Raw genomic sequence first — 10,681 nt, forward strand, 5'->3', positions numbered from 1 at the left:
GCGCATGCCGAAAAACCGGGGGATAGGGGAGGCCGCCGCCGCACTTCTGGAACTGTTCCTGCCGCGCCCGTGCGCGGGGTGTGGCGGTGAGACCACCGCAGGCGGGGTGCTGTGCACGGCCTGCCAGGAACACCTTCGACAGGTGCCACGCCGCGTGGAACGCCCGCAACCCCTAGGTTTCCCGGCCTGGGCCCTTGGCCCCTATTCCGATACTCGCCGTGGGGTCATCATCGCTATGAAAGAACGCGGGCACCAGGCGGTGCGAGCTCACCTCGGTGCGGTGTTGGCTGCCGGCATCGAGTACCTGCGCGCACGCGGCGATATTCCGGAGACCGCGCTGCTCGTGCCGGCACCCACACGCGCGTCGTCGGCCCGCCAGCGCGGTGGTGATCCCGTCGCTGCGCTGTGCCAGGCGGCGTCCGCCCGGCTTCCGGGCTGGGACGTGGTCAATGCCTTGAGCACAGCCGAAGGTAGTGCGGACCAGTCGCAGCTCGGCGCGGCGGAACGCGCCGACAATATGCGCAGGGCAGTGCTCTTGCGGCCCTGTGCCCGCGAACTGGTGGGACGCAGTGTGCTGCTTGTCGACGACGTCATCACGACCGGCGCAACTCTTCGCGCCAGCGCCGCTCGCGTGTGGGCCATCGGGGGTGACGTGGCCGGTGCGATTGTGCTGGCAGATGCGTAGGGAGGGGCGTCGCCAAGCATGCGCAGAGGGGGCCACTGACCGGGTTGGTTATGACCAGTGGTAGCATGAGGGGTGTCACAGGGAAGCGGGCATCAAGCCCCTCATCACAGGGCTGTGAGCGTCCGCAGAATGTGCAGTCATTCAGTCCCCACGAGAATAGGGAGGCATTTAATGTCCCAGCAGACCAACGCTCAGGTCACCATCACCGGCCGCAACGTGGAGGTTCCGGAGCACTTTCAGGACCGCGTCACTGAAAAGCTGGCCAAGATCGAGCGTCTTGATCCGACCCTGACGTTCTTCCACGTGGAGCTGCAGCACGAGCCGAACCCGCGCCGCGAGTCCGAGGCTGAGCGCCTGCAGATCACCGCCACCGGTAAGGGCCACATCGCACGCGCCGAGGCCAAGGAAGATTCCTTCTACGCGGCGCTCGAAACCGCCCTGGGCAAGATGGAGCGCTCCCTGCGCAAGGTCAAGGTACGTCGCGAGAACGTGAAGTCCGGCCACCGCGCTCAGAAGGGTACTGGTGAGATTGCCGCTGAGCTGGTCGCAGAGGCTGAAGCAGCCAAGCCGGCCAAGGAAGAGCGCTACATCGACCCCTACGCAGAGACCGTCGAGGATGTTCGCCCGGGCCAGGTTGTGCGCTTCAAGGAGCACCCAGCCACCCCGATGTCTGTTGATGATGCACTCAGTGAGATGGAGCTGGTTGGCCACGACTTCTACCTCTTCATCAACGAAGAGAACAACAAGCCTTCCGTGGTCTACCGCCGCCACGCATTCGACTACGGTCTCATCTCCCTGACGGATGCTGATGCTTAAGGCCTAAGCCTCCAAGGGCCTTAGCGCCCTAACCCACAGGCTCCCTGCCCCGCAGCGCACGCGCGCAGCGGGGCAGGGAGCCTTCTTATGCCTCTATTAACATCTATTAATCCCTGTCTGCTGAGCTTTGCGTGGGGAGGAGGCGGCCGCAAGAGGGGTGCCGGGCAGTGGCCGGATTCGCCCTTTGGGTTGGGTGGCGAATCATTACAGAAAAGCTAGTGAGTACAATGGCGACGAGTTAACTTATTTGTCGCGACAAGAAGGATTATCTAGACGTGTTTGGACTTTCCAAGCTGCTCCGTGCCGGTGAGGGACGCACCGTCAAGCGCCTGGCTAAAATTGCAGATGATGTTATTGCCCTAGAAGATAAATTCGCGGCGCTGTCGGATGATGAGCTAAAGGCTAAGACTGACGAGTTTAAGAAGCGTCTGGCGGACGGCGAGAAGATGAATGACATTCTTCTCGAAGCATTTGCCACCGTGCGTGAGGCAGCCTGGCGCGTGCTCGACCAGAAGCACTACAAGGTGCAGATCATGGGCGGTGCAGCCCTGCACTTCGGCAACGTCGCCGAGATGCGCACCGGTGAGGGCAAGACCCTGACCTCCTTGCTGCCGGCCTACCTCAACGCGCTGGAGGGCAAGGGCGTGCACATCGTGACGGTCAACGATTACCTGGCCAAGCGTGACGCCGAGATGATGGGCCGTGTCCATCGCTGGCTGGGCCTTACCGTGGGCGTCATCCTTTCTGAGATGCGCCCTGCGGATCGCAAGGAAGCATATGCGTGCGATATTACGTACGGCACCAACAACGAGCTGGGCTTTGACTACCTCCGCGACAACATGGTCCGCTCGCTGAATGACACGGTCCAGCGCGGCCACAATTACTGCATCGTGGATGAGGTTGACTCCATCCTTATCGATGAGGCCCGTACCCCGCTCATTATTTCCGGTCCGGTTGACGGCTCCTCCCAGTTCTACGGCGTCTTCTCCCAGCTGGCGCCGAAGATGCGCGAAGGTATCCACTACGAGGTGGACCACAAGAAGCGCACCATCGGTGTGCTGGAGGAAGGCGTGGAATTCGTTGAGGATCAGCTGGGCATTGAGAACCTCTACGCCCCAGAGCATTCCCAGCTGGTGTCCTACCTCAACAACGCCCTGAAGGCCAAGGAGCTTTTCACCCGCGATAAGGACTACATCGTCCGCAACGGCGAGGTTCTCATCGTGGATAGCTTCACCGGCCGCGTGCTTGCTGGCCGTCGCTATAACGAGGGCATGCACCAGGCCATTGAGGCTAAGGAAGATGTGGAGATTAAGAACGAGAACCAGACTCTGGCCACCGTTACGCTCCAGAACTACTTCCGCCTGTACGAGAAGATTTCCGGCATGACCGGTACCGCAGAGACCGAGGCAGCCGAGCTGCACTCCATCTATGGTCTCGATGTGGTGCCGATTCCGACCAACAAGCCGAACCAACGTATCGACCACTCCGACCGTATCTACAAGACCCAAGAGGCGAAGTTCGCCGCGGTGGTTGATGACATTGAGGAACACGTCGCCGCAGGTCAGCCGGTGCTGGTGGGTACAACCTCTGTGGAGCGCTCCGAATACCTCTCCCAGTTGCTGAGCAAGCGCGGAATCAAGCACTCGGTGCTTAACGCCAAGCACCACGAGGAAGAGGGCCAGATTGTCGCCCGTGCCGGCCGCCCCGGCACCGTTACCGTAGCCACCAACATGGCCGGCCGTGGTACCGATATCGTGCTCGGCGGTAACCCCGAGGTCATCCTGGATGAAAAGCTGCGCGATCGCGGCCTCGATCCCTTCGAAGATGAAGAGAAGTACCAAGAGGCCTGGGACGCCGAAATCGATCGCGAAAAGGAACACTCCAAGAAGCTGGGTGACCAGGTCCGCGAGGCCGGCGGCCTGTACGTGCTGGGTACCGAGCGCCACGAGTCGCGTCGTATTGATAACCAGCTGCGCGGCCGTACCGGACGCCAGGGTGACCCGGGCGAGACCCGCTTCTACCTGTCCATGCGTGATGAGCTCATGGTGCGCTTCGTGGGCCAGTCCATGGAGAACATGATGAACCGCCTCAACGTGCCGGATGACGTGCCAATTGAGGCCAAGATGGTGTCCAACTCTATTAAGGGCGCACAGGCGCAGGTTGAGAACCAGAACTTTGAGATGCGTAAGAACGTGCTCAAGTACGACGAGGTGCTGAACGAACAGCGCAAGGTGGTTTACGCTACCCGCCACGACATCCTTGAGGCCAGCGACATCAAGGACAACATCCGCGAGATGATCGACGACACCGTGTCTGCCTACGTGGCGGGTGCTACGGCCACCGGCTATGTGGAGGACTGGAACCTCGACGAGCTGTGGAATGCCTTGGAGTCCCTGTATGGGCCGACCAAGACGCATGAGGAGCTTGTCGACGGTACCGAGTACGGCTCCGCCGGCGAAATCTCCGCCGAGCAGCTGCGCGATGCACTGGTGGCTGATGCCAACTCCGAGTACGACAAACTTGAAGAGTCCGTCAGCGCCATCGGCGGCGAGAGCCAGATGCGCAATGCAGAACGCATGATCATCTTGCCGATCATTGATCAGAAGTGGCGTGAGCACCTCTATGAGATGGACTACCTCAAGGAGGGCATTGGACTGCGTGCAATGGCACAACGTGATCCTCTGGTGGAATACCAGAAGGAGGGCGGCGACATGTTCAACGCCATGAACGAAGCTGTGAAGGAAGAAACTGTGCGCCAGTTGTTTATGTTGCGTAAACAGTTCAAGGCTCAGGAAGAGGCGAACGCCGCGGACGAGGCGGAAGCCTAGTAAATGCCAACACCACAGCGTTATTGAGCGCTGAGGTGCAGCGAGGCGCCGTGTGGGAAGTGCTCCCCGCGGCGTCTTTTTTATTGGAGGCACTTAGGTATATACTGGCAAATTAGTAATTATTATTCTTCGGAGGTTGAGTGAGTATGCGCCGCTTGTCTGTGCGAGTAGGTCTATCCGTGTTCGCATCTGCCACCCTGCTGGGTGGCGGCGCGGCTGCATCTGCTGTGGAGCTTGCTCCCGAAGAACAGTGCCAGCTCTCTTCCGTCTTGAGCTCGCAGGGAGATGTATCCGCCAAGGACACGGTACTCAGCTCCCAGGACATTGTCCCCACCGAGTGTGGCGCAGTGGCCACGCCGGAAAGTGTGGAAGAAACCACCAAGAAATCACCGGTAGTGGGGGCCACGATGTTCGGCGGTATCAGTTTGGCTTTGGTGAGTGCTTCCGCTGCATTCGCGGGCATCGACTGGACGCCAATCTTGATCAAGCTGGGGTCGCTTTTCTAAACTTCCGGCTCCCCGTTGCCGTGGGGATGCATGCCGACTGAAAGCAACCGGAAGGAACTCAGGTGCCGTCCAACGGCGGCGCCGGTAAAGGCGCGTCGCGTCGATCCCATCAGCACTGAGCCGAAGAACTCGCCATTCGAGCGCGCATGCAAGCTACGCAGCGCCATCCCTCCGCGCCACTCCGAGGACGCCTGGGCCTTCCGCCAAGCGCGGACATGGTTTGCAATTTCCGGTGCAAAACGTGGGTTGTTGAGGTGGCTTAAAGGCCGCAGCGCGGCGGCAACTTCTAGAACTATGACTACAAGCCCGTGGATCTCTTTCCGCGTAGCGAGGTCACCCGCAGTAGGTTGACGCTCGTAGCGGATACGCTGTGGGGCGACATACAGCTGCAAATGGCTCATGCCAGGGATGGGGGTGTACATGGGGATCGCGTCCTCTTCCGCGATAAGCGGGGCGGAGGAGTGCACGAAGGCTAGGTTCGGGGCGGGCGCGGTGAAGGAAGGTGGACGCACGTTCATTGTGCCACGGTAGGCCTATATGCGGCTAGAGCACTGCAGTGCATAAGCCGGTGAGAGCGGGCAGGCGGTATGTTCGCTATACTTTCGGACGATAAACACAGTTCAATGCGAAGGGTAGATAATATGCGTGGACTCATCGTCGATTTTGTAGGCGTTCTTGACGGCACCGAAGAAGACGTCAAGCGCTGGCGGGATCTGTTCGCCGCCGCGAAATCAAACGGAGTTGCCACCGCAATCCTTTCCAACGATCCGGGCGGCCCGGGCGCTGAGCACATTCGTGAGTGGGAATACCGCGGCATCGTTGATGCCGTTGTGCTTTCTGGTGAGGTCGGCGCTGAGAAGCCGGAGCGCGCTGCTTTCCAAGCCGCAGCGGATGCCATTGATCTGCCGATTAATGACTGCGTCATGGTGGATGACTCCATCGTTAACGTGCGTGCGGCGGTGGAAAACGGCATGGTCGGCATGCTCTACACCGTCTTCGACCGCACGAGCGTAGAGGTTCAGGCAGTCTTCGACATTGAAGGTGAGTTCTAAGTGTCGAAGGATGTGCGCGTCTTCCTGCCGGCAACCTTTTCTATGCTGGCTGAGCTCGAGGAAACCGGCCAGCTTGCTGCCCGCAGCGGTTGGGGTTTTGCGCTAACCCCCGCGCTGCGCGAGTTCTACACCGAGGGTGACGAGGAAGAGATCGAATACTCCGCGTTCCTCGAAGCATCTATGGCTTCGCTGAGGCTCTTGGCTATCGGTGATGAGGAGAAGTTTCCGCACCGCCGAGTCGTCATTTCCGTCGACGTGGACGAGTCCGTGGTGACCCCGAAGCCGGACATGGGGGAACCGGTCGTGGCGCTGGAGCCCGCGACCATCACGAAGGACAATCTTCAGGCCATCCACGTGGACATCGAAGAGTCCGAAGCCGCTACTGCCAAGGCTATCGACGCCATCGATAACGCCGACCTTGGTGACGAAGATGCTGAGCTCGCCGTCGGTGATGCCCTGGATAATTTCATGGCCTTCTATGACCCGACCGAATTGCCTATCCTCGTGGAGCTTCTCTAAGTATTTTCTGGGCTTTCATCGCCGTGGGTTCATGCATGGTGCTAATCTGAGCCTTTATTGTCGTCGCCAGAAAAGGAGCACCATCATGAAGGCAACTCGCTTTGCTAGCCTTGTCACCGCTCCGGCCCTGAGCACCGCATCTCTCGTCTCAGTGCCAGCTGCCGGAGCTGAGGAAGCAGTAGCGCCGACAGCGCAGACTACTCAGACCGCGCAGGGGAGCTCTGCTCAGGGAACGGTTCACAACGAACCGAATCCCAGCAATCCGGACCCCGACATGGCCGTGATGCCTAAGACTCCGTGGTTGCGAATTCTTGAGGGTTCCTCGCAGGGGCCGGCAGGCGTGATCATCGCGATCCTTTTCGGCATCGTGAGCATCGGCCTAGCCGCGTACAAGGAGTTCGGTGATTACCTGCCCAAGCTGGGCTAAATGCTGATAGCCTGCAGGGGTAATAGTCAGCCTGATCGAAAGGTCCCCTCAGCATGTCTTCCTCTCGTCTTCGCCGGGTAGTTGCCGCCTCTACCGTGTCTGTTGCTGTCCTAGCCAGCGGTGTCGTTGCCCCCACGGCCGGAGCCGTAACCACTTCCATCAAGGATGAGAAGTGCACCATTACCTTGAGCGAGGAGGAGGCGAGTGATCTTAAGAATGCGGAATCGAAGGACAACGATGTCGATAGCAGCCTGCTGAAGGATGGCCTGAAGATTCTGCCCAAGGACGCCGAAAAGCGTGCACGTGACGTGGAGAATCAGTCGGAAGAGCTCTACCGTGCCCTAGCTGGCTATGAGGTAGACGCTGAACTCGATGGTGAGGAATCCGCCAAGCGCGCCAAGAACAACATTGCGGTGGTGGAGGCCTTCCGCAAAATTGCGCCCGACTACGTTAAAGCTCTCAAGGCCTGTGCGAAGAAAGAAGAGCTCAATAAGGAACAGGAAGGCGGTGGCAACACCTCTTCCAACATTGACACGGGCGGCGCTGTCATTCTCGGGGTTTCCGGTGGCTTGGCCGTGATCCTCATGGCTCTTCGCGCGGCAGGCCCCTACCTGAAGACCGTCCTGCCACCGCAGCTGACGGCAATGCTCCCGATCTAAAGCCTAGGTGCCTTAAGAACGCGCAAGCCCCTTCCTATAGGAAGCTTCGGGCTTAAGGCCCTATAGGCCTTAAGCCCAGTCAACATTGGTGCGCAGGGACGCCAGCAGGGTGCGCACTGCATCGCGACGGCGCGCAGAAGCCGTGCCCTCTTCGATGCGTAGGTCGAGCCCGCATTCGGGGTCCGCGGGTGGCCCGGCATGCGTGCAGCCACGCGGGCAGTCCTCGATGGCTTCGGCAAGATCGTCGAAGACCTCAATAACGTTTTCCGCGTCAATGTGGGCTAAGCCGAAGGAGCGGATGCCGGGGGTGTCAATGATCCAGCCGCCGTGTGGTGTGCTTCCTTCAGCGGGCAAACGCAACGCTACCGACTGCGTCGACGTGTGCCGGCCCTTGCCCACGGCGGAAACCTCGCCGGTCTCCCGGTTGGCATCCGGAACAAGCCGGTTCACCAGGGTGGACTTTCCCACGCCCGAGTGGCCGATGAGGGCGGTGACGTGGCCGTCGATTGCCGCACAGACTTGCTCTAGCCCGTCGTCGACGCCAGCCTCCACCACGGTGACATCCAGATCCGCAAACTCCTGTGCAAACGGGGTGGGATCAGTGAGGTCTGTCTTCGTCAGACACAGCACCGGCTGGATATTTCCGGCAAAGGCAGCGATCAAAGCACGCTCCACGAACCCGGAGCGCGGCGGCGGATCGGCCACGGCGCTCACGATGAGTAGGCGGTCGGCGTTTGCTACCACGATGCGCTCATAAGGGTCGGTGTCATCTGCGGTGCGCCGGAGGACGGAGCGGCGCTCCTCGAGCTTCACGATGCGTGCGAGGGTGTCTTTCTTACCCGAGGTATCGCCTACGACGCCGACCCGATCACCAACCTCGACCGGAGTGCGGCCCATTTCGCGGGCGCGCATAGCGGTAACCACGGGGCCGTCGTTATCAAGCGCGACACCCCAGCGCCCGCGGTCTTTGGTGATGACCATGCCAAACTTGGCATCCTTGTGCTTCGGGCGGTCCTTCGTGCGCGGTCGCGACCCCTTTCCGGGCCGGATGCGGACGTCGGATTCGTCGTAGCTACTTGCGCGCCTAGCCACGGATCATGGCCTCCCACATATCAGCAAAGCCAGGCAGAGTCTTGGACGTGGTGTCAATATCCTCGACCTGGACGCCGTCAACGGCCAACCCGATAATGGCTCCGGCTGTCGCCATGCGGTGATCCGCATAGGAATGCCATACCCCGCCGTGGAGTGGGGCAGGGGTGATGCGGAGGCCGTCGTCAAGTTCGGTGACGTTGCCACCAAGGGCGTTGATCTCCGCAGCGAGAGCCGCCAGGCGGTCCGTCTCGTGGCCACGCAGGTGTGCGATGCCAGTCAGCGTCGACGGGGTGGAAGCTAGCGCGCAGAGCGCAGCCACAGTGGGGGTGAGCTCACCGATATCGCCCATGTCGAGATCGATGCCGCGCAGGCTGCGCAAGCCTTCCTGCGGGCCGGTCACCTTTAGGTAAGACTCTTCGCCGGGAGCCTGGGGGACATACTCGACCTTCGCGCCCATCTGCTCCAGGATGCCTCGGAAGGCATCACCCGGCTGGTGGGTTTCCTCCGGCCAGTTCGGAATGCTCACGCTGCCGCCAGAGACGGCGGCAGCGGCAAGGAACGGAGTGGCGTTGGAAAGATCCGGTTCAATGCGCCACTCGCGGCCTTCAATCTCACCATGGCGCACGTCCCAGGTGTCCTCGCCCACCTCGACGTGGACACCGGCTTCGCGCAGCATACCGACGGTCATCAGGATGTGTGGCTGGGAGGGCACTGTGCCGCCTTCGTGGCGCACGATCAGTCCATTGCGGTAGTGTGCGCCGGCTAGGAGCAGACCGGAGACGAACTGGGAGGAGGCGGACGCATCGATGGTGACCTCGCCGCCCTCCGGAACGCCGTGGGGGGTGATGGTCAGCGGCAGGCTGTCGCCCACAATGTCCACGCCCAGCTCACGCAGAGCCGCGGTCATCGTGGACATGGGGCGATTGCGGGCATAAGGGTCACCGTCGATGACAACGGGGCCATCCGCTAGCGCTGCCACCGGTGGTAAAAAGCGCATAATTGTGCCGGCTAGGCCGCAATCTACCTTCGCTCCATGCAGCTTTCCGGGAGTCACATGAAGATGCGAGCCTTGTTCGGAGATACCCACGCCCATGGCCTGCAAGGCCTCCTTCATCAGGTTGGTATCGCGGGAGACCAGCGGGTGATAGACGATAGACGGGGAGTCAGCCAGCGCAGCAAGGATGAGGGCGCGGTTGGTCATCGATTTTGACCCGGGGAGGTTTTGCGCCCAGGACAATGGCCCAGACGGTTGGGGTGCGCTCCAGAAATCAGACATGTAGTCCATAATAAAGGGCATGTGCGGAAGATTTGTTCTGTTCACCGAGTCCCTACTGGAGGAAGTAGGCGCGTGGGAGTCCATCACGGAGGTCCACGCGCCGGAAGGCTTGCCACCGGCGCGGTATAACATCGCCCCAACCCAGCCCATCGCCATCGTCCGAACCGAGGAGCATACCGCTCGCGTGGAGCCCGCACGCTGGGGGCTTATTCCGCACTGGAAGAAAGATCCGGACGGCCCGCCGCTATTCAACGGACGCGCGGAGACCGTGGCGAAGAAACCCTCCTTCCGCGATGCCTTCAAGGCACAGCGCTGCGTCATCCCTCTGGACGGCTATTACGAGTGGAAGGCCGGGGAGGATAAGAAATCCAAGAAGCAGCCTTATTACGTCACCGGCCCTGATGGCCTGTTGTGGGCGGCGGGGCTATGGGCCACGGGGATGGATAGACTGTCGGCCACGATGGTGACCACGGACGCCACGGAGGAGATGGCATGGCTGCACCACCGGCTGCCCAAGTTTTTGACCACGGAGGAAATCGCGCCCTGGCTGGCGGGGGAGGCGCTTCTGGAGCCGAGCACCGTACGGGGCTTTCAGGCACGCCCCGCGGACTCGGCGGTGGGTAATGTGCGCAACGACTACGCAGAGCTTATCGACGAAACACCGTCGACCACCCTGTTCTAGCTCACCCTGTTTTAGCGTGTGAGTGTTATGTCCATAGTGGCGTAAGGCGACCGGCTAACGCCGGTGGAATTTGCCAGACATGTGGTTGGATACTGGTATGGACAGAAGGGCCTGACCCCCGGAAAGTAGACACGTCGGG

The 10,681-nt window shown here is 60.8% G+C and carries 12 protein-coding genes; 9 read left to right on the plus strand and 3 right to left on the minus strand.

What is annotated here, in order from left to right:
- The first annotated feature begins 4 nt into the window (after nt 1-4).
- The 4 genes from HMPREF2822_RS06480 to HMPREF2822_RS06495 all read left to right on the plus strand — a co-directional run bounded on the left by HMPREF2822_RS06480 (nt 5) and on the right by HMPREF2822_RS06495 (nt 4,835).
- On the plus strand, nt 5-685 hold the full coding sequence (locus tag HMPREF2822_RS06480; RefSeq protein ID WP_070522568.1) for a ComF family protein: 681 nt from the start codon (nt 5-7) through the stop codon (nt 683-685).
- A gap of 171 nt (nt 686-856) precedes the next feature.
- Entirely contained in the window at nt 857-1,501 is a 645-nt protein-coding gene (hpf, locus tag HMPREF2822_RS06485) for a ribosome hibernation-promoting factor, HPF/YfiA family (protein ID WP_070522571.1), read from the plus strand.
- A 275-nt stretch (nt 1,502-1,776) separates the two neighbouring features.
- Entirely contained in the window at nt 1,777-4,329 is a 2,553-nt protein-coding gene (gene secA / locus HMPREF2822_RS06490; protein WP_070522573.1) for a preprotein translocase subunit SecA, read from the plus strand.
- Between the two features lie 179 nt (nt 4,330-4,508).
- The gene (locus tag HMPREF2822_RS06495; RefSeq protein ID WP_232755616.1) at nt 4,509-4,835 is read left to right on the plus strand and encodes a hypothetical protein; all 327 of its coding nucleotides are present in this window, start codon (nt 4,509-4,511) and stop codon (nt 4,833-4,835) included.
- Here the strand turns inward: HMPREF2822_RS06495 and HMPREF2822_RS06500 are convergent.
- Nucleotides 4,832-5,353: a hypothetical protein gene (locus tag HMPREF2822_RS06500; RefSeq protein WP_227486282.1), complete on the minus strand. Its 522-nt coding sequence runs from the start codon at nt 5,351-5,353 to the stop codon at nt 4,832-4,834. The two genes, HMPREF2822_RS06495 and HMPREF2822_RS06500, sit on opposite strands and share 4 nt — an antisense overlap.
- A 123-nt stretch (nt 5,354-5,476) precedes the next feature.
- On the opposite strand from HMPREF2822_RS06500, the gene HMPREF2822_RS06505 reads away from it, so the two are divergent.
- The 4 genes from HMPREF2822_RS06505 to HMPREF2822_RS06520 all read left to right on the plus strand — a co-directional run bounded on the left by HMPREF2822_RS06505 (nt 5,477) and on the right by HMPREF2822_RS06520 (nt 7,492).
- Nucleotides 5,477-5,887 (plus strand): HAD-IA family hydrolase, encoded by a 411-nt coding sequence (locus HMPREF2822_RS06505; RefSeq protein ID WP_070522579.1) that lies wholly within the window; start codon nt 5,477-5,479, stop codon nt 5,885-5,887.
- A gap of 12 nt (nt 5,888-5,899) precedes the next feature.
- Complete coding sequence (locus HMPREF2822_RS06510; protein ID WP_185963354.1) at nt 5,900-6,406, plus strand: DUF6912 family protein; 507 nt, start codon at nt 5,900-5,902, stop codon at nt 6,404-6,406.
- A gap of 85 nt (nt 6,407-6,491) precedes the next feature.
- The gene (locus HMPREF2822_RS06515) at nt 6,492-6,833 is read left to right on the plus strand and encodes a hypothetical protein (RefSeq protein WP_070522585.1); all 342 of its coding nucleotides are present in this window, start codon (nt 6,492-6,494) and stop codon (nt 6,831-6,833) included.
- Nucleotides 6,834-6,886: 53 nt separating this feature from the next.
- Nucleotides 6,887-7,492 (plus strand): hypothetical protein, encoded by a 606-nt coding sequence (locus HMPREF2822_RS06520; RefSeq protein ID WP_070522588.1) that lies wholly within the window; start codon nt 6,887-6,889, stop codon nt 7,490-7,492.
- 69 nt (nt 7,493-7,561) lie between these two features.
- Here the strand turns inward: HMPREF2822_RS06520 and rsgA are convergent, their stop codons facing one another.
- Together rsgA and aroA are read right to left on the minus strand one after the other, a co-directional pair.
- Nucleotides 7,562-8,584: a ribosome small subunit-dependent GTPase A gene (gene rsgA / locus HMPREF2822_RS06525; RefSeq protein WP_070522591.1), complete on the minus strand. Its 1,023-nt coding sequence runs from the start codon at nt 8,582-8,584 to the stop codon at nt 7,562-7,564.
- Nucleotides 8,577-9,881, minus strand: a complete 1,305-nt coding sequence (gene aroA, locus HMPREF2822_RS06530; RefSeq protein WP_070522594.1) for a 3-phosphoshikimate 1-carboxyvinyltransferase — start codon at nt 9,879-9,881, stop codon at nt 8,577-8,579. The genes rsgA and aroA overlap by 8 nt, the downstream gene beginning before the upstream one ends.
- Here aroA and HMPREF2822_RS06535 point away from each other — a divergent pair.
- The gene (locus HMPREF2822_RS06535) at nt 9,880-10,542 is read left to right on the plus strand and encodes an SOS response-associated peptidase (RefSeq protein ID WP_070522597.1); all 663 of its coding nucleotides are present in this window, start codon (nt 9,880-9,882) and stop codon (nt 10,540-10,542) included. The two genes, aroA and HMPREF2822_RS06535, sit on opposite strands and share 2 nt — an antisense overlap.
- Nucleotides 10,543-10,681 lie beyond the last annotated feature (139 nt).

The sequence above is a fragment of the Corynebacterium sp. HMSC062E11 genome, from assembly GCF_001811845.1.
GTDB classification, from domain to species: Bacteria; Actinomycetota; Actinomycetes; order Mycobacteriales; family Mycobacteriaceae; genus Corynebacterium; species Corynebacterium hesseae.

Bases quoted from the DNA above. Each gene is read 5' to 3' on its own strand.
- HMPREF2822_RS06480 (WP_070522568.1), top strand. From the start codon at position 5: ATGCCGAAAAACCGGGGGATAGGGGAGGCCGCCGCCGCACTTCTGGAA.
- hpf (WP_070522571.1), top strand. From the start codon at position 857: ATGTCCCAGCAGACCAACGCTCAGGTCACCATCACCGGCCGCAACGTG.
- HMPREF2822_RS06500 (WP_227486282.1), bottom strand. From the start codon at position 5,353: ATGAACGTGCGTCCACCTTCCTTCACCGCGCCCGCCCCGAACCTAGCC.
- HMPREF2822_RS06505 (WP_070522579.1), top strand. From the start codon at position 5,477: ATGCGTGGACTCATCGTCGATTTTGTAGGCGTTCTTGACGGCACCGAA.
- HMPREF2822_RS06515 (WP_070522585.1), top strand. From the start codon at position 6,492: ATGAAGGCAACTCGCTTTGCTAGCCTTGTCACCGCTCCGGCCCTGAGC.
- HMPREF2822_RS06520 (WP_070522588.1), top strand. From the start codon at position 6,887: ATGTCTTCCTCTCGTCTTCGCCGGGTAGTTGCCGCCTCTACCGTGTCT.
- HMPREF2822_RS06535 (WP_070522597.1), top strand. From the start codon at position 9,880: ATGTGCGGAAGATTTGTTCTGTTCACCGAGTCCCTACTGGAGGAAGTA.
- aroA (WP_070522594.1), bottom strand. From the start codon at position 9,881: ATGCCCTTTATTATGGACTACATGTCTGATTTCTGGAGCGCACCCCAA.